This window comes from Bradyrhizobium sp. CB1015, assembly GCF_025200925.1.
In the GTDB taxonomy this organism is placed as follows: domain Bacteria; phylum Pseudomonadota; class Alphaproteobacteria; order Rhizobiales; family Xanthobacteraceae; genus Bradyrhizobium.
Genome location: NZ_CP104174.1, coordinates 3,586,539 through 3,611,835, shown reverse-complemented (window position 1 = coordinate 3,611,835; position 25,297 = coordinate 3,586,539). Strand labels below are relative to the sequence as shown.

The 25,297-nt window shown below is 63.3% G+C and carries 25 protein-coding genes; 15 read left to right on the top strand and 10 right to left on the bottom strand.

All coding sequences use genetic code 11. The features are described 5' to 3' along the window. The first annotated feature begins 98 nt into the window (after positions 1-98). A complete protein-coding gene (locus N2604_RS16480; RefSeq protein ID WP_025035185.1) occupies positions 99-281 on the top strand; it encodes a hypothetical protein in 183 nt (60 codons plus the stop codon). A gap of 11 nt (positions 282-292) precedes the next feature. Further along, positions 293-529 carry a DUF6894 family protein gene (locus N2604_RS16475; protein WP_260375667.1) on the top strand — a complete coding sequence of 79 codons (237 nt, stop codon included), beginning with the start codon at positions 293-295 and terminating at the stop codon, positions 527-529. Positions 530-540: 11 nt separating this feature from the next. On the opposite strand, the gene N2604_RS16470 is transcribed toward N2604_RS16475, so the two are convergent. Further along, a complete protein-coding gene (locus N2604_RS16470) occupies positions 541-762 on the bottom strand; it encodes a hypothetical protein (RefSeq protein ID WP_260375666.1) in 222 nt (73 codons plus the stop codon). Positions 763-842: 80 nt separating this feature from the next. On the opposite strand from N2604_RS16470, the gene N2604_RS16465 reads away from it, so the two are divergent. Continuing rightward, positions 843-1,791, top strand: a protein-coding gene (locus N2604_RS16465) for an IS630 family transposase (RefSeq protein WP_260370926.1) whose coding sequence is annotated in 2 segments (ribosomal slippage) — positions 843-1,178 and positions 1,180-1,791 — 948 coding nt in all. Because the reading frame shifts where the segments join, the coding sequence is not laid out codon by codon here. A 77-nt stretch (positions 1,792-1,868) separates the two neighbouring features. Here the strand turns inward: N2604_RS16465 and N2604_RS16460 are convergent. The 3 genes from N2604_RS16460 to N2604_RS16445 all read right to left on the bottom strand — a co-directional run bounded on the left by N2604_RS16460 (position 1,869) and on the right by N2604_RS16445 (position 4,179). Further along, the gene (locus N2604_RS16460; protein WP_260375665.1) at positions 1,869-2,123 is read right to left on the bottom strand and encodes a transcriptional regulator; all 255 of its coding nucleotides are present in this window, start codon (positions 2,121-2,123) and stop codon (positions 1,869-1,871) included. Between the two features lie 113 nt (positions 2,124-2,236). After that, positions 2,237-2,446: a cold-shock protein gene (locus N2604_RS16455; protein WP_027558854.1), complete on the bottom strand. Its 210-nt coding sequence runs from the start codon at positions 2,444-2,446 to the stop codon at positions 2,237-2,239. 758 nt (positions 2,447-3,204) lie between these two features. Next, a complete protein-coding gene (locus tag N2604_RS16445) occupies positions 3,205-4,179 on the bottom strand; it encodes an alpha/beta fold hydrolase (protein WP_260375663.1) in 975 nt (324 codons plus the stop codon). A 50-nt stretch (positions 4,180-4,229) separates the two neighbouring features. Here N2604_RS16445 and N2604_RS16440 point away from each other — a divergent pair, with 50 nt between their 5' ends. After that, the gene (locus N2604_RS16440) at positions 4,230-4,982 is read left to right on the top strand and encodes a hypothetical protein (RefSeq protein ID WP_260375662.1); all 753 of its coding nucleotides are present in this window, start codon (positions 4,230-4,232) and stop codon (positions 4,980-4,982) included. A gap of 74 nt (positions 4,983-5,056) precedes the next feature. Here N2604_RS16440 and N2604_RS16435 read toward each other — a convergent pair whose 3' ends face one another. The 4 genes from N2604_RS16435 to N2604_RS16420 form a co-directional block, all read right to left on the bottom strand. Further along, positions 5,057-7,462, bottom strand: coding sequence for a cytochrome c3 family protein (locus tag N2604_RS16435; protein ID WP_260375661.1), 2,406 nt, complete (start codon positions 7,460-7,462; stop codon positions 5,057-5,059). 35 nt (positions 7,463-7,497) lie between these two features. Continuing rightward, positions 7,498-7,950, bottom strand: coding sequence for a DUF2721 domain-containing protein (locus N2604_RS16430; RefSeq protein ID WP_260375660.1), 453 nt, complete (start codon positions 7,948-7,950; stop codon positions 7,498-7,500). Positions 7,951-7,980: 30 nt separating this feature from the next. Continuing rightward, entirely contained in the window at positions 7,981-8,259 is a 279-nt protein-coding gene (locus tag N2604_RS16425; RefSeq protein WP_260375659.1) for a hypothetical protein, read from the bottom strand. A 65-nt stretch (positions 8,260-8,324) separates the two neighbouring features. After that, positions 8,325-11,012 (bottom strand): arylsulfatase, encoded by a 2,688-nt coding sequence (locus N2604_RS16420; protein ID WP_260375658.1) that lies wholly within the window; start codon positions 11,010-11,012, stop codon positions 8,325-8,327. A 321-nt stretch (positions 11,013-11,333) separates the two neighbouring features. On the opposite strand from N2604_RS16420, the gene N2604_RS16415 reads away from it, so the two are divergent. From N2604_RS16415 to N2604_RS16405, 3 genes are all read left to right on the top strand, one after another. After that, positions 11,334-12,380 carry a transporter gene (locus N2604_RS16415; protein WP_260375657.1) on the top strand — a complete coding sequence of 349 codons (1,047 nt, stop codon included), beginning with the start codon at positions 11,334-11,336 and terminating at the stop codon, positions 12,378-12,380. Positions 12,381-12,568: 188 nt separating this feature from the next. Continuing rightward, positions 12,569-13,012 (top strand): SRPBCC family protein, encoded by a 444-nt coding sequence (locus N2604_RS16410; RefSeq protein ID WP_172784273.1) that lies wholly within the window; start codon positions 12,569-12,571, stop codon positions 13,010-13,012. Positions 13,013-13,207: 195 nt separating this feature from the next. After that, positions 13,208-13,654 (top strand): hypothetical protein, encoded by a 447-nt coding sequence (locus N2604_RS16405; RefSeq protein ID WP_260375656.1) that lies wholly within the window; start codon positions 13,208-13,210, stop codon positions 13,652-13,654. Between the two features lie 35 nt (positions 13,655-13,689). Here the strand turns inward: N2604_RS16405 and N2604_RS16400 are convergent, their stop codons facing one another. Both N2604_RS16400 and N2604_RS16395 read right to left on the bottom strand, forming a co-directional pair. Further along, a complete protein-coding gene (locus tag N2604_RS16400) occupies positions 13,690-15,015 on the bottom strand; it encodes an Hsp70 family protein (RefSeq protein ID WP_260375655.1) in 1,326 nt (441 codons plus the stop codon). Between the two features lie 132 nt (positions 15,016-15,147). Next, complete coding sequence (locus N2604_RS16395) at positions 15,148-16,683, bottom strand: WD40 repeat domain-containing protein (protein ID WP_260375654.1); 1,536 nt, start codon at positions 16,681-16,683, stop codon at positions 15,148-15,150. 246 nt (positions 16,684-16,929) lie between these two features. On the opposite strand from N2604_RS16395, the gene N2604_RS16390 reads away from it, so the two are divergent. The 8 genes from N2604_RS16390 (at position 16,930) to N2604_RS16355 (ending at position 25,014) form a co-directional block, all read left to right on the top strand. Beyond that, a complete protein-coding gene (locus tag N2604_RS16390) occupies positions 16,930-17,067 on the top strand; it encodes a hypothetical protein (protein WP_260375653.1) in 138 nt (45 codons plus the stop codon). Positions 17,068-17,527: 460 nt separating this feature from the next. After that, a complete protein-coding gene (locus N2604_RS16385; RefSeq protein ID WP_260375652.1) occupies positions 17,528-18,535 on the top strand; it encodes a tripartite tricarboxylate transporter substrate binding protein in 1,008 nt (335 codons plus the stop codon). Between the two features lie 95 nt (positions 18,536-18,630). Beyond that, positions 18,631-19,128 carry a tripartite tricarboxylate transporter TctB family protein gene (locus tag N2604_RS16380; protein WP_260375651.1) on the top strand — a complete coding sequence of 166 codons (498 nt, stop codon included), beginning with the start codon at positions 18,631-18,633 and terminating at the stop codon, positions 19,126-19,128. A gap of 39 nt (positions 19,129-19,167) precedes the next feature. Further along, positions 19,168-20,667 (top strand): tripartite tricarboxylate transporter permease, encoded by a 1,500-nt coding sequence (locus N2604_RS16375; protein WP_260375650.1) that lies wholly within the window; start codon positions 19,168-19,170, stop codon positions 20,665-20,667. Between the two features lie 394 nt (positions 20,668-21,061). Continuing rightward, positions 21,062-22,351, top strand: coding sequence for an oxalate/formate MFS antiporter (gene oxlT, locus N2604_RS16370; RefSeq protein WP_260375649.1), 1,290 nt, complete (start codon positions 21,062-21,064; stop codon positions 22,349-22,351). Positions 22,352-22,681: 330 nt separating this feature from the next. Beyond that, entirely contained in the window at positions 22,682-23,110 is a 429-nt protein-coding gene (locus tag N2604_RS16365) for a CBS domain-containing protein (RefSeq protein ID WP_260375648.1), read from the top strand. 102 nt (positions 23,111-23,212) lie between these two features. Next, the gene (locus N2604_RS16360; protein ID WP_260375647.1) at positions 23,213-24,232 is read left to right on the top strand and encodes a 2-dehydropantoate 2-reductase; all 1,020 of its coding nucleotides are present in this window, start codon (positions 23,213-23,215) and stop codon (positions 24,230-24,232) included. Continuing rightward, positions 24,232-25,014 (top strand): fumarylacetoacetate hydrolase family protein, encoded by a 783-nt coding sequence (locus N2604_RS16355; protein WP_260375646.1) that lies wholly within the window; start codon positions 24,232-24,234, stop codon positions 25,012-25,014. Before N2604_RS16360 ends, N2604_RS16355 begins: the two co-directional genes overlap by 1 nt. Positions 25,015-25,297 lie beyond the last annotated feature (283 nt).

The following is a 25,297-nucleotide window of genomic DNA, read 5'->3' as shown; positions in this document are numbered from 1 at the left end:
CCATCCGACGACAAGTCAAACGCTACCGGCCCGCGAGCTGGACACGCCCGGTCGGGCGCGTTTCGAGATCACGCCCCTTCGCCGACATCGAGGTCGACATGACGAGAGATCATCCCGCGTCCCGGGCCCTGCGGGAGGCCAACAAGGCATTCAAGCCGGTCGAGACCAAGAAGCCGATGACCGACTATGCAAAGGCGCAACAATCCCATCACGAAAATCGCGAGCGCCTGAAAGCGGAACGGCTGGCGCGAGAGGCCGAGCAGGGAAATCGTCGCAGATAAGGGAACTGCCGGTGTCGCATTATTACTTCGACATCAGGGACGGCCAGGCACTCTCTGTGGACGAAGAGGGACTGACCCTGGCGAACCAGAGGGCTGCCGAGATCGAAGCTGCACTTTCGCTTGCGGACACCGCCAAAGACCTCGTGCCGTCGGCCAGCAGCTGCAGCCTGGCGATCGAGGTTCGCGACGACAATGGCCCGATCTTTCGGGCGGCATTTCTGTTCGGGACCGCCCGGTCGAACGATTGAGATCGCAAGCTTCACAGCATCGAGAGCACGATGACCCCGTCCTCGAGCTCCCCGGACGCCAGCCGCGCCCGCGCGATGCGCTCGAACTCCGTCCGATATTTCTGAAGATAGCTGAAGGCCTGCTTCTGCGTCTCGAAGGTCGTCGCAAGACGGCACAGCTGTCGCCCTGCGCCGAGCGCAAGAAAGAAGGTGATTGTACCGCCGCCATCGGGTTTGATCCTAGAGCGGTTCACGAATTTATTGAATCGGAAGGGATTCCGGATCTGGGGCGAATATGATTCAAGATGCTGGCTGGGCTGGAGGCCAGCATCCCATGGTCCGACCAATTTCCAACGATTTACGTAAGCGTGCGGTATCCGCGGTTGCCAAGGGTGAGAGCTGCCGTTCTGTGGCGGCACGGTTTGGTGTTGCGGTCTCGTCGGTTGTGAAGTGGTCGCAGCGTTATCGAACGACCGGCTCGGTAGCGCCTGGCAAGATGGGTGGTCACCGCAAGCCTGTGCTTGATCCGCACCGCGCCTTCATCGTCGAGCGGATCACTCAGACGCCGCACCTGACGCTGCATGGTCTGAAGGCGGAGCTGGCTGCCCGTGGGGTTAAGGTCTCACACAATGCAGTCTGGCTGTTCCTGCGTCGGGAAGGGCTGCGGTTCAAAAAAAACACTGTTCGCGCTCGAACAGGCTCGCGCCGACGTCTCTCGTAGGCGCCAGCGTTGGCGGTCCTGGCAGACCGGACTTGATCCGGGCCGGCTCGTCTTCATCGATGAGACCTGGATCAAGACCAACATGGCCCCCTTGCGGGGCTGGGGCCCCAAAGGGGCACGCCTGCGCGGCTTCGCCCCGCACGGGCACTGGCGTACCCTCACATTCCTCGGCGCACTCCGCCACGACCAGCTCACCGCCCCCTGCGTCTTCGATGGGCCGATCAACGGCCAATGCTTCCGCGCTTACGTGAAGCACCTCCTCCTTCCGACCCTGCGCGAGGGCGATATCGTCATTCTCGACAATCTCGGAAGCCACAAGTCGAGAGCCGTCAGGCAGATGATCAAGGCGGCTGGCGCCAGGCTCTGGTACCTGCCGCCATACTCGCCCGACCTCAATCCGATCGAACAGGCCTTCTCCAAGATCAAACATTGGATGCGGCAAGCTCAAAAGCGCACCATCGAGGACACTTGGCGCCACATCGGTCACCTCGTCCAGGACATCCAGCCTCGTGAATGTGCCAACTACTTCGCTAACGCCGGTTACGCTTCAATCAAAATGTGAAATGCTCTAGGCACGACCCGCATTCTTTCGCATGTGAACGGCCCTTTTCAGATCGTCGTCTGCCTCGTCGAATTCGGCTATCTCAGCAATTTCCTCGTGCGCTTCTTCGGTGCAGGCGCCGGAGACGAAGCGCGAAGGCTGGCATCGGCTGCTTGCTCGGCTGCTTCCTTGGCCTCACGCAGCTCGCGCAGCCGCGCCATGTTGCTGCGGATATCGACAGCGCGCCTTTCGACATCGGCGATCGCCCGCGCGCCCTCTTCAGCGGCCAAGCGTTTACGCTCGGATCGCGCGATGGATTCGGGGGACGGTTCGGCCGATTTCCTGGCGCTCATCTCGTCGCGCTCGTTTTTCGCCTGCTCGGCAACGGAGAGAACCCGCTCAATCCCTTACGATCGAGCGGGTCGCATAGCCGTTTCAGTACATCCGTGAAACGGCCGTACAGAGCTCAAGCCAGCGAGAGATTCTCCGCGCTGACCTTGCCCCGCATCTTGTCGGTCTTGGTCTCGAAGTTGACCTTCTGGCCCTCGGCGAGGCCCGCAAGACCAGCCCGCTCGACCGCGCTGACGTGAACGAACACGTCATTGCCGCCGTCGTCGGGTTGAATGAATCCAAAGCCCTTCTGGCCGTTGAACCACTTCACAGTACCTGTCGTCATTCTCTTCTCCAAAGCGCATAGGCGCGCATTCCGCGTGACGATCACGCAGATCGATTCAATTCGTCGATGTCTCTGGAAAAGGAGCCCGCAGGCGCATTCAACAAGCACAGCGGCTGAACGAATAGAGTGAAGGTATACCTCATCGCGAGCACTTACAAGGCTTGAACCATATTTAATTGCGCGCCGCCTTCGGCGGAACGTTCTCGCATTTGAGGATTCGACTCCTGATATCTGGCGCAAGTGCCGGACGAAATCGTCACAAAACTCGATTTGACTTCCGCCCCGCGCGCCTCACATCGACACATGCACTCGCGCCCCTGTCGGATCGACGTCACCTGCCGGTCGTGGACCGCGCGAGACGTCCCGCGCAAGCGACCGGTGCAACGGCGGCGATCGCCTCCGAAGTTCCAGGCAAATGACAATTTATACGATCAATCCTCTCGCGAACTGTGGTAGAGTTCGTCATCACCGCCCGGCTCGTGGCATCTATCGGTGATGAGAACGCATTGCGCTCCCGCCTTCTCCAGCATGGAGCAGCGCCATGGGACGGCTTCAAAACGACATCAAGCGGACCGAAACTCTCAAGCAACGTCTGACAGACGACGCCAGGCGTTCGCGAGACGAAGCCCGCTTGCTTCCTCCCGGTCAGCATCGCGAGAGGCTGCTACGAAGGGTACGGCAGGACGAGACCGCCATCGAGATCGAGGCATGGCTGAACTCTCCTGGCCTGCGGGCTCCGACATGACGCAACCGCGTGTTCAGCGATCTCCGCCGACGAGCTGCCCGCGAAAGAACTGCACCACCGCCGCATTGAAGTCGCGGTGAAATCCGGCCCGATCGAAACCTGCCGGCACATCGGTGCAGATGCGCGGGACGGCTGCCGCGAGATCGGCCGGGCACGGCGCGAGGAACGCATAGTGACCCGCCGGCACGACGTGGGTCTCAGGCTTACCCGGCAAGCTTTCAGCGACGCGCGCGTTGCCCGTGCCGTCGCCGACGCCGGGCCCACCGAACTGCGAGCGCCAGAACTGGAAAGGCACTTTGACGAGAGCGAGGTTCTCCCGCGTCAGGGTGGCCGGTGCAGGATCAACGATGACGGCTGCGCGAATACGCGAATCCCGTATCGGCTCAGGGGGCGTCTCGCCGTTGTGAAGCTGCGCGCACACGCCGGTCGTCTCCTTGCAGAGGCTGGCGACCCTGGCGAAATCCGGCGTGGTGCCCATCAGCACGAGACCAGTCGCCCCTCCCAGCGAGAAGCCGACGAAGCCTACCCTGGCGGGATCGATCGCCGCCCGGTCCTTCCAGTCGTTCAACAGAAAATCGAGCAGGCGCACAATGTCCGCCGGGCGCGATCCCCAAACCGACAGGGTATCGCGCCTTGAGGAGTCGCTGAACGTATCGCCGGGATGATTGATGGCGGCGACGATGAAGCCGGCATCGGCCAGCGCCTCCGCCGTGTCATGCTGCTGCCCGAAAAATCCGCCCCGGCCGTGCGAGTAGATGACGAGCGGCAGCTTCGCGCCCGTGACAGGACAATCCTTCGCGCCCCTCAAGTCGAAATCGGCACCGACCGACAAACTGCCGAGCGCCACATGCGTCGGCTCACTCGCGCACGGATACCAGATTGCACCCGACAGCGCCGGATCGGACTGGAGAAGCTGAATGCCTGCAGCCTGCACAGGCGATGCGAGACAGCAGAGGATGGCGGCAAAGGCCCAAATCGTGCTGCGCAACGTAGCTCCCCGATTTCGGGGCCGGAGCAGAACGGGAAACGATAGCGGAATTGTGGCTGATTGATCAGGAACGCATCCTGAAGCAATCTGCGGACAACGAGAGGGAGATCAGCATGTCACTGCTCGGCAAGGCCGCCGTCGCGATGTGGTGGAGCGTTCGCCCCGAGCAGCGCACCGAGTTCGGAGACTGGCATTCGCATGAGCACTTTCCCGAGCGGATGAGCATTCCCGGCTTTCGGCGCGGATCACGGTGGACCAGCACGACCGACGCCGAAGGCTTTTTCGTGCTCTATGAGCTCGAGCATTACGACGTCCTCACATCGAACGGCTATCTCGATCGGCTCAATGCGCCGACGCCATGGTCGACGAAGATGATGCCGCATCATCTCGGCATGGTCCGCAGCCAGTGCCGGATCGTCGCCAGCTTTGGCGGGGGTGTGGCGACTTCGCTCGCCACCATCAGGCTGTCGCCGCACGCCGGACGGGAGGCGACGCTGCAGGCGCGCCTTTCGGAAACGCTCGGCGCGTTGGCTCCGAAGCCGGGGGTGACCGGCGCCCACCTCCTCCTCACCGACACACCCCGGACGAGTGCGCCCACCACCGAACAGCAGATCCGCGGCAAGGACAGCGCCGCTGACTGGATCGTGCTGCTATCAGGTTACGATGCTGATGTGGTCGAGTCTGCCGCGATCGCACAGTTGGCGCCATCGGTGCTTCATGCGGCGGGTGCTCAGAATCATCTGACGGTCGGCCGCTACCGGCTGGCGTTCACGATGACACCCCAGGACGTGGCGGCGATTTGAGATCGAAGTGAGCCCATCGCCGCCCTGGCTTCGGCGAAACCCCGCCAGCGCGAGCCGCTCTCTCCCTGGTTCAGCTATCGCTTGAGCTCCCGGATGAGGTTCGCCAACCGTGGATCGTCGGGTCGGAGGAGCGCAAGTCGCTCGGCATAACCCAGCGCGGCCGCGCGGTCTCCCGTCTCCCTGCTGATGTTCAAAGCGGCCGAGAGCAGCTCCGGATCGTTCGGATGTCCCCGCAGGCTCTGGTTCAGCACAGACAATGCATCGTCGCGCCGGCCCATTCCGTTCAGTCCGACAGCATAGACGTAGGCGTACCGCATTTGGCCCGGGTCAAGAGAGGCAGCCCGACGCAGCTCGTCGAGCGCCTCCTCGCTGCGCTTCAGGCGCACGAGCGTCAGACCAAGCGCGTGGTGGAGAGATGCGTCCTGCGCCGACGCGGCGAGCGCTTCACGCAGCACTTTCTCCCCGTCGCTGTCGCGTCCGAGCTGCCGGTACAAGTCGGACAGGTTGACCGCGCCCGCCGAAAACGAGGGGTCGAGCCTGAGGGCGGCGCGGTATTCGGCCTCCGCTGCGCCGGGATTGGCCTCGCGCAGGAAGAAGTTGCCGAGCGCCGTTCGCGAATCCGGCCGATCCGCATTCAGCTTCTGCGCAGCAACGAATTCGGCAGCCGCTCGTGTGAACCTGTCGCGATCGGCCGCTGGCCGGCGCGCAGAAGGCACGGCGGCCAGAAGCTCGGCGGCGCGAATGCGCACACCACGCACGGGATCGCTCAGCTGCGGCGAGGCGAGCGGCCAGAGCTGATCGGCGGGTGCTCCTTCGAGCCGATCCAGCGCGCCGAGCCTCACGAGCGGATCGGAATCGGAAATCCCATGCCGGATCATATCGAGGGTCGGTGCCGGAAGCTCCGCCAGCGCGCTGGCGCGGACGATCCCGGGAACGTCGGCCGATTCAGCGATCGCGGCGAGCTGCGCCTGCGCGTCGGCAGCCTCGCTCCAGGCTGCATGAAACGCCCGCGCATAGGTCTGGTGGCCGCGCCGCTCCGGCCCGAACCAGCCCTCGATCTGCTGCGCTGCCCAGACCGCCGGCTTGTCGCGATGGCAGTCGTTGCACGCATTCGGTGCGCCCGTCTGCACCGAGAGATCGGGACGCGGAACGCGGAAGCCATGATCGTGGCGGCGGTCGACGATCATGTAACGGCGTTCCGGCATGTGGCAGGATGCGCAGCTTGGTTGCGGCGAGACATCGGCATGATGTCGGTGCGCCACGGATTCATATTTGGCGGACGCATGGCACTGCGAACAAACGCCGTCTCCGGGCGCCTTCAACGTTGCGCTGTGCGGGTCGTGGCAGTCGCTGCAGGTCACGCCCTTGGCGAACATCCTGCTCTGCTTGAACGGCGCGTAATTGTAGGTCTCCTCGTCGTCGCGCATCTGGCCGTCGGCATGGAAGCGCTGGCGGTCGAGCAGCGATACGCGATGTGTGTCGGAGAGCGATCGGCCCGGTATCCAGTCTTCCGAAAGCTGCCCGCGGCGCGCGTGGCAGCGCCCGCAGGTCTCGACTTCCTTGCGCAAGGCGGGCGCCGGTGCGCTGCGGACCGGAGCCAAACGGTCGGCGGAAGCCGACCAGGTGATGCCCGAGCGTTCGTCGAAACGGACCAGCAATCCGCCATCGGGACCGCGCGATGCCGGCTTTCTGCGCCCCCATGCGATATGCCGCGAGCCGGCGCCGTGGCACGCCTCGCAGCCGACGCCGATCTCGGCAAATCTGGTGACGAAGCGATCCTTCCCGGGGTCATAGCCCTTGTACACATCAGTGGAATGGCACTCCGCACACATGAAATTCCAGTTCTGGTTCAGCTTGGTCCAGTGCAGGGAATCGCTGCTGGTGATGGCGCTGTCCGGATAGAGATGAAACCAGCGCTGACCGCCCTGCTCTTTCGGCCGCGTGTCCCAGGCGATGGACAGAGCCTGGACGCGGCCATCCGGGAATTGGATCAGATATTGCTGCAGCGGGTCGAGCCCGAAGGTGTATTTCACCTCGAAGGTCGCGAGCTTGCCGTCGGGCCCGTCGGTCTCGACCAGGAACTTGTCGTCCTTGCGGAAGAAGCGCGAGCGGGTGCCGGCATAGTCGAAAGTGGCGTCGTTGAAATCGCCCCGCACGGATTGCGCGGTCGCATGATCCATGGCGTGGCGGTGTTGCGACATCTGCCAGAGCTTCGTCTCTGCCGGATGGCAGCCGGCACAGGACTCGCTCCCGACGAAGGCCAATTCGGCAGGCGCTGACGTCTGGACGGGACCCGTCGATGGTTCGAACCACAGCAGTCCGACGGCGGTCACGGCGACGACTGCGCTCGCGCCGACGATCCAGCGGCTGCCGGCGCCGTGAGGGACTTGCAGCGGCGGTGGCGCGGACGGCACCGGTTCAGGCGCTGGCGCCTTGCGGAGCTTATCCTTCTTGCGGTTCTTTCGTGAGCCTCGTGCCACGTCTGCTTACCGCCCCAGCCATTCCGCCACTCGGCTTACACGTGCAGGTCACTGTCGTGAAGCGCAATCCTGGTTTCGCGCGCCAGATCGACGAGGGCGGCGCTGAACATCAGCATGGCCGCCATGAACAGGATCGCCACCCCATATTCGTGGGCGATTTGCAGGAGCGCGCTGACGAATGCAACGAAGATGATGAGTGCCGTCAGGATCGCCGCGACGATGGAAGAGAACAATGATCGGTTCAGAAGCCGCGCCCTTTCCCGAAGCCGCGGCAGATCGGCTTTCAGGAACGCCTTGGCAGAATCGCCCGCAGGAATGCCGTGAATGAACTGCGAGCGGTCGATCACCCGGTTGATCCGCGAGATCACGACCGAGATGAACGCAGCAACCGCGCCGAGCAGGAAAGCGGGCGCCGCAACATTGGCGATGATGCGGCCAAGTTCGTCGATCGAAGGTGTGATCGGGATCAGATCGGTTACGCTTTGCATGTTACCGCCGTTCGGCGCTGGCGCGCCTCGTCACCGCAACGGCTCGACCTTGGCGGCCATGTCCGGTGCGCGGCTTACTCGATAATTCGCGTTGCTGCATCTCAGCACCCAGACCGCATGATCGGCCCTCGAGCGCGCGCTGTCCTTCGTCGCGCCGAGCGCCTTGTCACACGCAAAACCCTGCGAACGGATCTGTGCGGCGAGCATTCCCTGCACCGTCTCTGCCGCGCCCTGCGCCGCAGTGCGGCCGACGGACAAGACGTCGATCAGTGCAAGGGCCGAAAGGAATATCCAACAGCCGTTTTTCATGAGCCTCTCCGACGGTGTGCATTTGGCCGGGAAGCCGATTGGCTTCCCGGCGGTCTCGCGCCGAGCTATTGGCGGGCACACTCCTGGACGAACTTGACGCGGTCCACCATACCAAGGCCCCTCGCCTCGGCCTGTTTGCGACAACCTTCTCGCTTGTCGATCCGGAGCTGGATCTTTTCGACAAGGCTCAGGCCAACGGTACCCACCTGTGTCCCGGACGAAGCCGTCTGTCCATCGTCGGCGGTTGGCCCATCACCGGCGGCGCGGGCGGCCTCCTGCAGCCGCTTGACATCGTCCGGGCTCAGCTTGGGCCGGTCTACATCCAGCGTGAGCCTGTTGATCTTTCCGGTAAAGACGAATGGTACCTGATAGTCGTTGTCGTCCACCGGCGTGCCGGTGTCTGAGCCGATGTCAAAGGCCTCGTCCCATTGCAGGATGAACGGCAAAGTGTGCTCCATCTTCTCGGTGGCCACCGCCTTGCCATCGACCTTCAGCGTGCCGGTGCCGCCTTGCCCGATGCCGGTGTAGTTGCCGAACACCATGGTGCCGGCACCAAGACCATCGTACTTGAAGTCAAACTCGATGAGGTGCTTGCCCGGTGTGAGCTCGGGCCCTTCCCAACGCACGCGTTTGAGATCGACGAGGTTCCAGGTGAACACAGGCTTGTTCTTCAGGACATAGAGGCCATAGCCGCCAAACCGGCCTCCCTGGGTCACCAGCACGCCCTCGGCACCTCCTTGCGGAATGTCTACGTCAACCTTGAAGTTGTAGGAGGAGTTGAGCAAGCTCGGCGCATCACCATTCGGCGTGCCGGTCATTGGTCGCGTCCAGGCAAAGCTTGTGCGGCCGGCGCTGAGACTCGGACGCGGAGTGATCATGCGTGCGGCCACCGTCGAGTCGAGTGGCAGCACCTGATACTTTTCCGCCTCCTTCCAAAACAGCGCCTGCAACTCTTTCAGCTTGTCCGGATTCTTGGCGGCGACGTCCTCAGCCTGCGTCCAGTCGTTGCGCAGGTCATAGAGCTCCCAGGGGTAATCGCCCGGGCTCGGCAGTTTCGCGACCGTCACCCACGGCGGACGCAAGACCTTGGTGCTGGCGATCCAGCCGTCGTTATAGATGGCGCGATCGGCAAACATCTCGAAGTACTGCGTCGTGTGCGTGGAAGGCGCATTCGCGTTCTTGGCATCGAACGTGTACATCATGCTGACGCCTTCGATTGGGCTCTGCTTGATACCGTCGACGATGTCCGGCTGCTTTATCTTCGCGGCCTCAAGAATCGTCGGCACGACGTCGATGACGTGGTGGAACTGATGGCGAATGCCACCCTTGTCCTTGATCACGTCCGGCCAGGAGATCGCCATGCCCTGCCGCGTCCCGCCGAAGTGGGAGACGATCTGCTTGGTCCAGGAGAACGGCGTGTCGAACGCCCAGGCCCAGCCGATCGACATGTGATTGTAGGTGCGGTCGGTGCCCCAGACGTCGTAGAAATATTTGAGCTGGTCCTCGACCGACGGGGTGATCTGGTTGAACATCGCCACTTCATTCGGTGTGCCGTTGGGTTGCCCCTCCGCGCTCGTTCCGTTGTCGCCCTCGATGTAGATGATGAGAGTGTTGTCGAGCTTGCCCATATCCTGGATGGACTGGATCACGCGGCCGATTTCGTTGTCCGCGTATGCGACAAACGCGGCGAAGACGTCAGCCTGGCGGATGAACAGCTTCTTCTCATCGGCCGAAAGCTGATCCCATTCCTTGATCAGGTCCTTCGGCCACGGGGTCATCTTCGCATTCTGCGGAATGACGCCGAGCCGCTTCTGGTTCTCGAAGATCGTGTCGCGCAGCTTGTTCCAGCCCTGGTCGAACAAGTGCATGTCGCCGATCTTCTTCACCCACTCCGGCGTCGGATGATGCGGGGCATGGGTCGCGCCGGGCGCGAACTTTATGAAGAACGGCGTATCCGGCGATAGCGCGTTCATGCGATTGACATAGTCGATGGCCTCGTCGGCCATGGCCGTCACCAGATTCCAGCCGGGCTTTCCTTCATAGGGATAGATCGGCGTGGTATTGCGGACGAGATTGCCGGGCTGCCATTGGTTGGTGTCGCCGCCCATGAAGCCGTAGAAATATTCAAAGCCCATGCCGGTCGGCCACTGGTCGAACGGACCTGCCTGGCTCGCCTGGTATTCCGGCGTATTGTGGTTCTTGCCGAACCACGCGGTGCGATAGCCGTTGTCGGAAAGGATCCGTCCGATCGTCGCCTTGTCCTTGGTGATGATGCTGTCGTAGCCGGGGAAGCCGGTGGCCTGTTCGGCGATCACGCCGTAACCCACCGAGTGATGGTTACGCCCGGTGATGAGTGCCGCGCGTGTTGGTGAGCACAGCGCGGTCGAATGGAAATTGGTGTAGCGCAATCCGTTCTGCGCGATGCGGTCGAGCGCCGGCGTGGGGATCACGCCGCCGAACGTCGAGGGTACGCCATAGCCGGCATCGTCAGTGATGATCAGCAAGACGTTCGGTGCGCCTTTCGGCGGCACTACGCGCGAAGGCCAATACGGCTTTGAATCCCTGGCATCGCGCTCGATCTTGCCGCCGAATTTTTGCGGCGGGGGCGGAAGCTGGTCGCCGGGGATGGTGATGGTTGCCGCGGGTGAGCCGGGTGGTGGCGCCGCTTGTTGCGCCTGTTGCGCAAATGCCGGTGCCGAAAAGGCAAGTGTCAGTGAAAATGCGACGACATGGAAGGTTCGAGCAGTGCTCATTGCAATTCCTCCCTTCAAATGAAGGCGGATCATTTGCCGGCAACTGGAAGAAGGATTTGATATGGATCAACAGACCAGATGATGGATCAGAGACAGACGCCTTTCGCACACGTAGGCTGGACTCCCGATTATCCCGGATAGTTCATTTGCCCAAAAGGTAAGATGGCGATGGACTGTTGTCATGTTGCGACATCCGACTACCAAATATTCCCGTAGTTGATGCAGCTATGGCCAGCGCGGAAGCCTGTGTCATATTGTCGGCATCATATTAGGCGCTCCCATTGAGGCGAATCTCGTGGTTCGGGAGGGGTCACCATGCGGATGACAAAAGCGTTTATCGCTGTTGCGTTTGTGGCCGTCGCATCGATACCGACAAAGATCCTGGCCGACGAAAGCGGGATCAGCTTCTGGATTCCAGGCACATTCGGCAGCCTTGCTGCCACACCTCAGCAGCCGGGCTGGACGGCCGCCGCGATCTACTATCACACCTCGGTGTCCGCCGGTGGTGACGTGGCGCGTGCGCGCGAGATTCAGATCGGCCGAATTCCGGCGAACCTGACGGCGACGTTGAATGCGAACGTCAATGCGAACGTCGATCTCGGACTGTCGAATGCAACCTACGTCTTCGCGACGCCGGTGCTCGGCGGTCAGGCCTCGGCCAGCCTGATCGGAATCTACGGTGCCAACACCACTTCGCTCAACGGGTTGCTGACGGGGACGCTCTCAACGCCGCTGGGCTCGATTCCCTTCGCGCGCTTCGATTCGATCAGCGATTCCGTGACCGCCTTCGGCGATGTGATCCCGCAATTCGCATTGCGCTGGAACGCCGGTGTCAACAACTACATGACCTACGTCATGGGTGACATCCCGGTCGGGGCCTACCAGTCGCCCCGGCTCGCCAATATCGGGCTCGGACACGGCGCGATCGACGCGGGAGGCGGCTATACCTATTTCAATCCGCAGACCGGACATGAGCTGTCCGGCGTGCTCGGCTTCACCTACAATTTCAAGAACACCGATACACAGTATCAGAGTGGCGTGGACATGCACTTCGACTGGGGCGCGTCCCAGTTCCTGAGCAAGCAGGTGCAGGTGGGTCTCGTCGGCTATTTCTACCAGCAGCTCGGCTGCGACAGCGGATCCGGCGATCGCGTCGGCTGCTTCCGCTCGCGGGTGGGCGGGATCGGCCCGCAGATCGGGTTCATCTTCCCGGTCGGCGACAAACAGGGCTACCTGAACTTCAAGGGCTACAAGGAATTTGCCGCCGAAAATCGGCCCGAGGGCTGGAACGCGTGGGTGACGTTCGTGATTTCGCCGGCGGCACCGCCGCCCGCGGTGACGCCGACGAAGCACGTCATCACGAAGTGACACGGGCGTTCACGGTGGCGCCGGTGGCGAAGCGGCTGTCTAGCCGCTCGGGCCAGACCATCTGCCGCCGCCGTTCCCGGCGAAAAATCTGCAAGTCCGTGTCGGATCGCCGGCATCCCGGTCGTCCTCGTGACATGAATGGGCCATAGAGGCCAAGTTGGGCCCATCAAACACCGAGGATAACAACCATGCCCAATACCGTCCGTCTGCACCGCGTTCTCGCCACCAGCCCGCAGAAGGTCTATCGCGCCTTCCTGGAAGCCGATGCGATGGCGAAATGGCTTCCGCCGAACGGCTTTACCTGCACGGTGCATCATTTCGAGCCCAAGGTCGGGGGCACGTTCAAGATGTCGTTCCGGAATTTCACGACGGGCAACGGCCATTCGTTCGGCGGCGAATTCGTCGAGCTCGTGCCCGGCGAGCGCCTCCGCTACACCGACAAGTTCGACGACCCCAACCTGCCGGGCCTGATCGAGGTGACCGTGAGCCTGAAGAAGGTCTCGGTCGGCACCGAGGTCGAGATCACGCAGTCCGGCCTGCCCGACGTCATTCCCGTCGAGGCCTGCTATCTCGGCTGGCAGGAGTCGCTGCGGAATCTGGCGCGGCTGGTCGAGCCGGAGATCAACCAGTAGCGAAGGGCGCTGGCGAGGGTGAGCAAAGCGTCGCGTGCGCACCAATGCTTTCAAACTCGGAAAGGCGGTGGGCACGGCGCTCTGCGCCGTTGCTCCGACGGCACCGCGTGGTGCGGCCTTGATGTGCGTCAAGCTGTCAGAAGAACAAAGCGGATAGGAGCAGAAGTCTTCCCTGCGGGCGTCGGAGGCGAAACGATGAGATCTGCTGTCGAATGGTTGATCATTGCGGGTCTTGCCGCTGGTTTCGCCACCGCCGCCAAAGCCGAAGACGTTGATATCGGCAAGGCGGAATTTCTGTCTTCGTGCGCGAGTTGTCATGGCACCGATGCGAGGGGCAACGGACCGGTCAGCGGCCAGCTCAAGACCTCGCCTTCCGACTTGACCGTTCTGACCAAGAACAACAACGGGGTGTTTCCCACCAACGCCGTCTACGAAACCATATATGGGTCGAAATCGGTCCCAGCTCACGGCACCCGTGAAATGCCGGTCTGGGGCGAGCGGTTCAACCCCATCGTCAACCTGCCTCACGCCGTCGATCCCTATTATTGGCAAAAGGCCGGGCCGCAGCAAAGCCCGGAGGTCGTCGTGCGAACTCGGATTCTCGCGGTGATCGACTACCTGAACCGAATTCAGCAGAAATAGCGCAGCGTCGCCGCACGGACGCGGCGCGCCGTCTGCTATGCCTTCGCGGCGAGGCCCCCGCCTGCCGTCCAGCGGTCCGGATCCGGACTGTGCCCGATCAGCGCCAGGCCATAGGCGATCGACTCGAACTGGTCGCCCGACATCAGCCGCTCGTTGCCGAAGCGGTCGGCAAACAATTTTCGGACCGCGGGCACGAACGAGGTGCCGCCGGTCAGAAACACCTTCTCCACCTCGCGCGCGGTGGTGCGGGCCTCGGCCAGCACCTTGTCGACGGTGGCGCTCAGCCGGGCGATGTCGTCGGCAATCCAGGCTTCGAATTTCTTCCGCGTGACGGCCGCGCCGATGTCGACGCCGCCGCCCTTGAAGCGGAAGTCCACCTCGTCCTGCGCCGAGAGTGCGACCTTGGCGTCGGACACCGCGCGGTACAGCGCAAAGCCGAGGTCGAGATCGACGATGGTGATGAAATCCTTGAGCAGCTCCGGCTTCAGCGCGGTGCGCTGGAGCTCGCGGAGCTCGCGCAGATCGCCGTTGCTCTTCATCATCGCCAGCTGATGCCAGCGCGCCAGGTTGGTGTAATGGCCGCTAGGGACCGGCAGCACCTTGTCGAACGAGCGGAAGCTGGAGCCCTTGCCGAGCCGCGGCGACACGATGTGGTCGACGATGCGATAGTCGAAGGTGTCGCCGGCAACGCCGATGCCGGCGTGGCCGAGCGGCTCGGCGCGAAGAACGCCGCCCGCACGCGAGAAACGCATCACGGAGAAATCGCTGGTGCCGCCGCCGAAATCGGCGACCAGTACGGTGGCATCGCGCTCCAGCCTGCGGGCGAAGGAGAATGCCGCGCCGACGGGCTCGTAGACATAGCGCGCGTGGCCGGCGCCCAAGCGCTCGAACGCGGCGCGGTAGCGCTGCATCGCCAGCGCCTCGTCGGGATTGCCGCCGGCAAAGCGTACCGGGCGGCCGACCGTGATGTTCGCCGCCTCGAAGCCGAACTTGTCCCCGCCGTGGCGCGCCAGCGTGCGCAGGAACGCCGCCAGAATGTCTTCGAACTTGTAGCGCTGCCGGAACACCTGCGTGGTGTTGAAGCTGGAGCTCGCCGCAAAGGTCTTGAACGATTGCAGGAAGCGATAGACGTGGCGTCCTTCGAGAAACTGCTCGATCGCCCACGGCCCACCCTCGGCCTGGGCGCCGGCGCCCGGCCGGTCCTCCCAGAAGCACAGGGCCGACACGTAGACACTGTGGCGCTGCCCGCCATGGTCGAAGCGAATCGCCTCGACCCGGCGGTCATCCGCCGCCAGCGCAACGACCGTATTGCTCGTGCCAAAATCGATGCCGATCGAGACGGCGGGCGAGGCGCTCGACATGAACCACTCTGAATGATGACCGGAGAGAGGGGCAAACCACTAGCGGCTTTGCACTGCCCTGCCAAGCCTCCGGTCCATCATGGCCCGCTCGCTGCGCAAGCAGGGCTGCCGAGCCGCAACGATCGCGGCTTATCAGCGTGGCGGCGCTTGCACTCCCGTCTCCCATCGCTTGACGAAGCCGCTCTTGCGCTCCTGCTCGGTCCAGCTGAGGGCGGGACAGCGCGCGATGGGGCGGCATTCTCCTCCGAGGCAGAGCTTGACGGAATCGCGTGAGACCTCGAGCTGACCGGTGCCCTGCGCCTCGAGCCCTTGATCCGGCGCGCCAGCAAAGATCTGACAGCTCAGGTCCGAGGTGCAACGCAAATGCAGGATGGGCTGCGGCGGCTCGGAACTGCCGACCTCGAAGAAGACGATCAATCCGTCCGCGCCGATCCTGATCGGGCTCCTGACGCATCTTTCCCGGGTGATTTCAGCCGGCTCGTTCGGCGGACCAAAATTGCCGAACCACAGGCCGGCGATCTTGTCCGGCAGCCTCGCCGCCGCGAGCTTCGTCCACATCACTGCCGCGCCGCCGCCTCCTGCGAAGATGCGCTGACCGTCCGGGCCGAACGCAATGGTGTCGACGGCCCAATGATCGCCCTTCAGCACCGCAATTTCACCCCCACCGCCGGCATTCCAGAGCCGCGGGCTTCGATCACCGGATGCGGTGGCGATGCGCGCGCCATCGGGGCTGAAGACTGCATCGGTCACGTCGTTCTCGTGCCCCTTCAGGACGGCGAGCTCGCGGCCGGTGGCGGCGTCGAAGACACGCGCCTCCTTTCCGGCGCTCGTGACGATCCGCATGCCGTCCGCGCTGAAGGCGACGGAGCGGACCGGCGACTTGTGCCTGAGGACGCGCTGCACGCGACCGCTCGCAGCATCCCAGATGCGCGCCGTGTTGTCCTCGGACGCAGTGACGATGCGCGCGCCGTCCGGGCTGAAGCGGGCCCTGATCGCCCTCGCGTCATGCCCGATCATGATCGCGATCTCGCGGCCGGTGGCTGCATCCCACATGTGAACCGTACCTTCCCAGCAGGTCGTGACGAGACGTTTGCCGTCGGGGCTGAAGACCGCGAACGTGACCGGCGACGGAGGCTGGAGCACGGCAATCTCGCGGCCGGCTGCAACATCGAAGATGCGTACGACATAGTCATTGGTTGACGTGGCGAGCCGCGTGCCGTCCGAACTAAAAGTGGCGGAGGCGACCCGCGATGGGTGCTCGAGCGCGGCGAGCTCGCGACCGCCGGCGATGTCCCATAGACGGATCATCCGGTCGTCGGATGCCGTGACGAGGCGCGAACCATCCGGACTGAAGGCGACGAAGCGGATGAGGTCGTCATCCCCACCGCGCGAGCTCGGCACCGCGAGCGAGGCGATTTCGCGGCCTGTGGCCGTTTCGCAAATGCGGACGACGCGTCCCTCGGTGGCGTTGGCGACCCGAGCTCCGCCCTCGCTGAAGACGGCCGTCGATATTGACACCCTCTTCGTGCCCCGTTCCTCCGGAACCCCGCAGAAGGTAAATTTGGTCATTTGGTAGATTTCGTCCGCGCTGGCAGCCGGACCGCCAATCGCGACGCCGACGCTCGGCAGAACGGCGACCACCCATGCCGCCAATCGGAGACGTTGCATCTGCTTCTCCTCGGACATGCTATTTCCAGGCGAAGATTGGACGCAGTCGCCGGCCAGCGTCGAGGGAAATCTAGTGCAGAAGGATTGCATTGGCCGGCCCCCACACGCGTTGAGGGAGCATTATGCTGCAATGCAAGGTGACGGATGCTGCTATGCAAACAAAGCCATGGTTTTTGGCATCTGGTATACATAGATTGTCCCCAGAATGAGACAGCAAGGCTGACCGTCTCAAGAAAGGGAATTCCGATGTCGAAGACCGCCTCCGTCGCTTTCGCCCCCTCCTCCTCGCTGTTCGCCCGGTTCATGGCCGCGGTCGATCGCTTCCTGATGGCGAGCGCCGAGATCTCGAACCACAACGGCGACCTGCCGCGTTTCGGCCTGTGAGAAAGGCATCCCGCCCGGCGCCGACGGGTGGCCGTGGAGCCTAAGTAGACGACAATCCGTTCAAATGGCCCCGCACGTCGGGGCCATTTTCGTTTGAGGCCCTATCCGCGCGCGACCACGGCTGCGACAATTCGTCCACCGATGTGCCTGCCGATCCGATTGTTTGCCTCTTGGCATCTCGCATACCATTCGACCAGTAAGACCGATTGAACAACCAAAAGTGTAAGGCCGGGAAGGACGCTGCGCGGCGGGAGCAGCCGAGGGGCACATTTGCACCAACCTTGGCCAAGCTTAGCCGAAAGGAGCGGATGCCGCGCGTTGTCCCTGCTCATAGAGTTTCTACCGGGACTGCAATGGGAGAATCGGCCGCAAGGGCGACACCAAGGCATTTGAATCGAGATGGGCTGACGCAAGCCGACAAAGAGCGGCTGCGTTGAGGGTTCGACAGGGAGAGAAACAGATGAAGCCATTCGTTCTGAATGTCGCGTTGGCGGCAATCGCGATCTCGTGCGCGAGCAGCACCGCAAGCCATGCCGCCTGGGAGCCGGTCCGTCCGGTCGAGTTCATCGTGCCCGCGGGCACCGGCGGCGGCGCCGATCAGATGGCGCGCACCATCCAGGGCATCGTCACCAAGCACAATCTGATGAAGCAGCCGCTTGTCGTCATCAATAAGGCCGGCGGTGCGGGTGGCGAAGGCTTTCTCGACGTGAAGACCTCGTCCGGCAATCCGCACAAGATCATCATCACGCTCTCGAACCTGTTCACGACGCCGCTCGCAACGGGCATCCCCTTCAACTGGAAGGACTTGACCCCGGTCGCGATGCTGGCGCTCGACGAGTTCGTGCTCTGGGTCAATGCCGAGAAGCCCTACAACAGCGTCAAGGACTATGTCGAAGCCGCGAAGAAGGCGCCAAGCGGCTCGTTCAAGATGGGCGGCACCGGCTCAAAGCAGGAAGACCAGATCATCACGGTCGGCATCGAGAAGGCGATCGACGCCAAGTTCACCTACATCCCCTACAAGGGCGGCGGCGAAGTCGCCGTCCAGCTCGTCGGCAACCACGTCGATTCGACCGTCAACAACCCGATCGAGGCGGTCGCGCAATGGCGCGGCGGCAAGCTCCGTCCGCTCTGCGTCTTCGACGCCCAGCCGATGGCCTATGACGAGCCGATCGCCGACGGCAAGGCCTGGAAGGACATTCCGACCTGCAAGTCGCAGGGCCTGGCGATGGAATATCTCATGCTGCGCGGCATCTTCATGTCGCCCAAGGCCACGAAGGACCAGGTCGAATACTATGTCGAGCTGTTCAAGAAGGTCCGCGCGACGCCGGAATGGCAGGAGTTCATGAAGAGCGGCGCCTTCAACACGACCTTCCTGACTGGTGCCGACTACGCCAAGTGGGTCGAGGCGGAGGAGAAGCGCCACGAAGGCCTGATGAAGGAAGCCGGCTTTCTCGCGCCAGGAAATTGATCCGCGAATTGACCCGCGACATCGATGACGGCTGAGGACGCTGATTCCGGCCGTCTGCTCGACTGCGCAGCACTGCGATTCCGCCTGGAGGTCTCATGACTGAACGATCCGGATCCGAGTCCGGCCCCGCACACAAGACGCTGGAAATCGGCATGGCGCTGCTGATCGGCGTGTTCGGCCTGATCGTGATCGTCGGCAGCCTGAAGGCCGGCATCAACTGGGGCGCGGAGGGGCCGCGCGCCGGGTTCTTCCCCTTCTATGTCGGCAGCGCCATCGTCGTTGCAAGCGCCATCAACCTCTGGCATTCGCGGCGCGACGACGATGGCCGGCTGTTCGCAGAATGGGGACAGCTGCGCCAGGTCATGAGCGTCGTCATGCCGACCGCGATCTATGTCGGCTCAATGCCGTTCATCGGCCTCTACGTCGCCTCGATGGTCTTCATCGCCTGGTTCATGCGTTGGCTCGGCGGCTATCGCTGGCTGACAGTGGTCGCGGTGGCGGTCGGCATGCCGGTCGTGACCTACCTCGTTTTCGAGCGCTGGTTCCTGGTCCCGCTTCCCAAGGGGCTGCTCGAGGAATGGCTTGGTCTGTAAGAGCTACGCATTTCAATTGCTGCTGCAGGACGTGTTGACATGGAAGAATTGGCCAATCTGTTTCACGGCTTCGCGGTCGCCCTGCAGCCCTACAACATCATGCTGATGGTGATCGGCATCACGCTCGGGGTCATCATCGGCGTGCTGCCGGGATTAGGGGGCGCCAACGGTGTCGCCATCCTGCTTCCCCTCACCTTCAGCATGCCGCCGACATCGGCGATCATCATGCTGTCCTGCATCTACTGGGGCGCATTGTTCGGCGGTGCCATCACTTCGATCCTGTTCAACATACCAGGCGAGCCATGGTCGGTGGCGACCACCTTCGACGGCTATCCGATGGCCCAGCAGGGCAGGCCCGGCGAAGCCCTGACCGCCGCCTTCACCTCGTCCTTCGTCGGCGCGCTGTTCGCAGTCATCATGATCACGCTGGTGGCGCCGCTCGTCGCAGGTTTTGCGCTGCGATTTGGTCCGGCGGAGAAGTTCGCGGTGTATTTCCTCGCCTTCTGCTCCTTCGTCGGCCTCAGCAAGGAGCCGCCGTTCAAGACCATCGCGGCGATGATGATGGGCTTTGCGCTCGCTGCGGTCGGCCTCGATTCGATCACGGGGCAGTTGCGGCTGACCTTCGGCGTCACCGAGCTGCTCAACGGCTTCGACTTCCTGATCGCCGTGATCGGCCTGTTCGGCATCGGCGAGATCCTGCTGACCATGGAGGAAGGACTGGCATTCCGCGGCGGCAACGCCAGTATCAACCTTCGGGTGGTGCTTCAGACCTGGCGGGAATTACCCAGCTACTGGATGACCTCGCTGCGGTCCTGCCTGATCGGCTGCTGGATGGGCGTGACGCCCGCCGGCGCGACGCCCGCTTCCTTCATGAGCTACGGCATCGCCAAGCGCCTGGCGCGACGCGGCAACAATTTCGGCAAGGGCGAGATCGAGGGCGTGATCGCGCCGGAGACGGCCGCACATGCCGCCGGCACCTCGGCGCTGCTGCCGATGCTGTCGCTCGGCGTTCCCGGCTCGCCGACCGCTGCCGTGCTGCTAGGCGGATTGTTGATCTGGGGCCTGCAGCCCGGCCCGATGCTGTTCGTCGAGCAGAAGGAATTCGTCTGGGGCCTGATCGCCTCGATGTATCTCGGCAATCTCGCCGGCCTCATCGTCGTGCTGACCTGCGTGCCGATCTTCGCCGCCATCTTGCGTGTGCCCTTCGGCATCATCGCGCCGCTGATCCTGGTGCTCTGCGCGATCGGCGCCTACTCGGTGCACAACAGCACCTTCGACGTGATGCTGATGCTGGTGTTCGGGGTGCTCGGCTATCTCCTTAAGAAGTGCAATTATCCGCTCGCGCCGCTGGTGCTCGCCATCGTGCTCGGCGACAAGGCGGAGGAAGCCTTCCGCCAATCGCTGCTGGGATCGCAAGGCTCGCTCGGGGTGTTCTTCTCCAACGGCCTCGTCAGCACCATCATGGCGCTAGGCTTGGTCGCCCTGTTCTGGTCCGCGATCCAGGAAGGCTACAGCCGGCTGCGCACGTCGATGGCGTGAGGCGGTCCTCCACCGCAGTGGCAGGTGTCGCAGGCACTTCTGGAATATAGAATTCCAGCGATGCCGCGATCGTCGGCCGACGTGCTTCGGCGGCACTGCCAGCGCTCGCGCTCAAAAATCTCCTGACGCCCGTTGCCCACAGCGCGCTCGCGGCGCCGCCGCGCGACAAAAAGAAATATATGCGAAATCAGTCAGTTGAGTGAGGCCAAGCACGCTTGCAGCCGGCAGGCGGGCAGCAAATTGGGCTTTACAATCCTGCACTCCTGGCGCATGTGGACAGGCCTGCGTTATTTCGCCGCACCCTCCCGTCCCAGCTTGAATCTTGGCATATTGCATACCAGGATGCACGCCAGCGCATGCATAAAAATGATCGGCGCGTTCGGGAGGGTTTTTGATGACGGACATGGTGCAGTCGGCAGCGGCTCCTAGTGCCGCACGCGTAAGCGATGCCTATCGCTGGGCGCAATTGGCGATCGGTGTCGGCGCGATGGTGATGATCGCCAACTATCAATATGGCTGGACGTTCTTCGTCCCCGACATCCAGAAGAAGTTCGGCTGGGATCGCGCCTCGATCCAATGGGCCTTCACGCTGTTCGTCCTGTTCGAGACCTGGCTGGTACCGATCGAAGGATGGTTCGTCGACAAATACGGCCCACGCATCGTCGTGCTGGTCGGCGGCGTGCTTTGCGCCATGGGCTGGGCGATCAACGCGCAGGCGACCTCGCTCAACGGCTATTATCTCGGCATGATCATCGCAGGCATCGGCGCCGGCGGCGTCTACGGCACCTGCGTCGGCAACGCGCTGAAATGGTTTCCGGACAAGCGCGGTCTTGCGGCCGGCATCACCGCGGCCGGCTTCGGGGCGGGCTCCGCGCTGACCGTCGCGCCGATCCAGGCCATGATCAAAGACAGCGGATTCCAGACCACCTTCCTCTATTTCGGCCTCGGACAAGGCATCATCATCTGCCTCCTCGCCTTCTTCCTGCTCGCGCCGAAGGCAGGTCAGGTGCCGAACGTGGTGGCGAATGCCAATCTGCTGCAGACCCGGCGTAACTATCAGCCGACCGAGGTGCTGCGTCAGCCGATCTTCTGGCTGATGTACTTCATGTTCGTGATCGTCGGCGCCGGCGGCTTGATGGTGACGGCGAACCTGAAGCCGATCGCGGCCGACTGGAAGGTCGACAACGTCCCGGTCACGCTGATGGCGGTGACGATGACGGCGGTGACCTTCGCGGCCACGATCGACCGCGTGCTCAACGGCCTGACGCGTCCGTTCTTCGGCTGGATCTCCGACATGATCGGCCGCGAGAACACGATGTTCATCGCCTTCGGCATGGAAGGGTTCGGCATCTGGATGCTCTACCTCTGGGGCCACGATCCGGTCTGGTTCGTTCTGCTCTCCGGCTTCGTGTTCTTCGCCTGGGGTGAGATCTACTCGCTGTTCCCCTCGACCTGCACCGACACGTTCGGCGCCAAGTTCGCGACCACCAATGCCGGCCTGCTCTACACCGCGAAGGGCACCGCCGCGCTGCTGGTGCCGATCGCCAACTACATGCAGCAGTCGTCGGGCACCTGGGACAGCGTGTTCATCATCGCCGCCGGCGCCAACATCCTGGCTTCGCTGCTGGCGATCGCCCTGCTCAAGCCCTGGCGCAAGGTCGTGGTCGCGAAATCGACGATCTGACGCGCCCCACCACAGCGGCTTCCAAACACCGACGCCCGGCCTCACGGCCGGGCGTTTTCGTTGACGCGCAGATACCGCGTTCCCGCAAGGGTCGGGCAGACCCGCGCATTCTGCCTGTCGTCTTCGCGCTGGCGAGCGCGATCTATTTCGGCGTTGTTCGGCGAGATCTACTCGCTATGCGCGGGGCGCAGCGATGCGCCCCTTTCTTTTTGGCCGGGTGACAAACGTCAGCACTTCTGTCGCAAGATTTTTCGGATCCCCCAAATCCAGCGCTTGACGATTGGCATTATGTATACCACACTTTCTCAACACTCACCCAGGGAGGTTGCAATGCTGGTCGGAGACATTCTGCGCAAGAAGACGCCGCGCGTTGTCACGGTGCGTATGAACGAAACAGTGGGGATCGCGGCCAAGCTGATGCGCGCCAACAATATCAGCGCGCTGGTGGTCAAGGACGTGGTCCGCTCCGAGGGCAACACCGCGGTCGGCATGTTCACCGAGCGCGACGTGGTGCGCGCCGTCGCCGAGCACGGCGCGGGCGCCGTCAACGTCAAGGTCTCCCAGCTGGTCTCGGTGCAGCAGCTGGTGTCCTGCAGCTCCTCGGACACGATCGAGCACGTCCGGCATCTGATGAACCGTCATCACATCCGCCATCTGCCCGTGATCGACGATTACAGCCTCGTCTCCGTCATCAGCATGCGCGACATCGCTGCCGCTATCGATGAGGCGCTCAACGGCGCACCGCAAGCGGCAGCCTAAAAGCCGCAAAACTTCCCCTGCGACTGCCGGCCCCGGCTTGGATCCCTCCGAGCCGGACCGGATCTTTCGTCCCAAAATCCGGTCTCTGCTCGCGAGGATTTCATGAAGATCTGCATCTACGGCGCCGGCGCGATCGGCGGATATCTCGGGGTTCAGCTCGCGCGCGCGGGCGCCGACGTCAGCCTGATCGCGCGCGGCGCGCACCTTGCGGCCATGCGCGAGCGCGGCCTGACGCTGCTCGCGGGCGAGGAGAAGCACACCGTCCACCCGCGCTGCACCGACGATCCCACCGAGCTCGGCGTGCAGGACTTCATCATCATCACGCTGAAGGCGCATTCGATCGCCGGCGTGATCGAGAAGATGCAGCCGCTGCTCGGGCCCCACACCCGCATCGTCACCGCCGTCAATGGCATCCCCTATTGGTATTTCTACAAGCACGGCGGCCAATACGAGAACGCGACGCTGGAGAGCATCGACCCCGGCGGCCGGCAGTGGCGCGAGCTGGGGGCCGAGCGCGCCATCGGCTGCATCGTCTATCCTGCCACCGAGATCGAGGCGCCCGGCGTGATCCGCCACGTCTATGGCAACAACTTTCCGCTCGGCGAGCCCTCGGGCGAGATCACCTCCGACGTGCAGCGCCTCGCCGATCTCTTCGTCGCCGCCGGCCTGAAAGCTCCGGTGCTCAACCGCATCCGCGACGAGATCTGGCTGAAGCTCTGGGGCAATGTCTGCTTCAACCCGATCAGCGCGCTGACCCACGCCAGGCTCGACGTGATCTGCACCGATCCCGCCACGCGCGCGCTGTCGCGCGCGATCATGGTGGAGACGCAAGCCATCGCCGAGACCTTCGGCGTCAAGTTCCGTGTCGACGTCGAGCGCCGCATCGAGGGGGCGCGCAAGGTCGGCGCGCACAAGACCTCGATGCTGCAGGATCTCGAGCGCGGCCGCCCGATGGAGATCGACCCGCTCGTCACCGTGGTGCAGGAGATGGGCCGCCTCACCGGCATTCCGACGCCCGCGCTCGATTCGGTGCTGGCCATGGTGACCCAGCGCGCCCGCATCGCCGGCCTCTATGACGGCGTCTCGACACCGGCTGACCCGCGCGCACTGGCGGTGGCGTGATGGCGAGCGTGACCAAATGGCTGCGCTTCCGCCATGCCGGGACGACGGGCTTCGGCACGCTGACGTCCGCCGGCATCAGCCTGCACGAGGGCGAGATGTTCGGTCGCAACGCCGCAACGGGCAAGATTTTGGCGCTCTCGGAGGTCGAGCTGCTTGCGCCCTGCGTGCCCAGCAAGATCGTCGCGCTCTGGAATAATTTCCATGCGCTCGCGGCCAAGCTGAACCAGCCCGAACCGCCGGAGCCGCTGTACCTGCTCAAGGCCACCACCAGCATCGCCGCACCCGGCGCCGTGATCCGCCGCCCCTCTTACTACGACGGCAAGACCACCTATGAGGGCGAGCTCGGCATCGTCATCGGCAGGACCTGCGCGCGTGTCTCGCCTGATGAGGCCGACGGCTTCATCTTCGGCTACACCTGCGTCAACGACATCACCGCGAACGACATCCTGACGCGCGACCCCACCTTCACCCAATGGGCCCGCGCCAAGGGCATCGACGATTACGGCCCGTTCGGTCCCGTGATCGCGACCAGTCTCGATCCCGCAAAACTCACGGTGCGCACCATCCTCAATGGTGCGGAGCGACAGAACTACCCGATCTCGGACATGATCTTCAGCGCGCAGGAGCTGGTGAGCAGGATCTCCCACGACATGACCCTCTCGCCCGGCGACCTCATCGCGGTGGGTACCTCGGTCGGCGTCGGCGTGATGAAGGAGCCCGTGAACAGGGTGACCGTCGCGATCGACGGCATCGGCGAGCTCACCAACGAGTTTCGACTGTAGTCTTTCGCCGCCGCAGCGCAGCAAAAATTGATCCGGCGCAAATCGGCCGTCGCGGCCAACGCTATCCTTCCCGGCAAAAATTGATTTCTGATGCAAGGGAGGACGCAATGACGAATGCCGGCAACGCGCTTTTGTGGACGGCCCTGTACTTCGCTCTCTCGTTCGCCGCGATCTTCGTGGTCTGGTTCGCGGACAAGATCCGATCGAACTTGCTCGGCAAGCAATAGCCCCGGGACACATTGGTTCGTCTTGGCGCTGGCGGCTGGCCTGGGTGCAAGCGGGC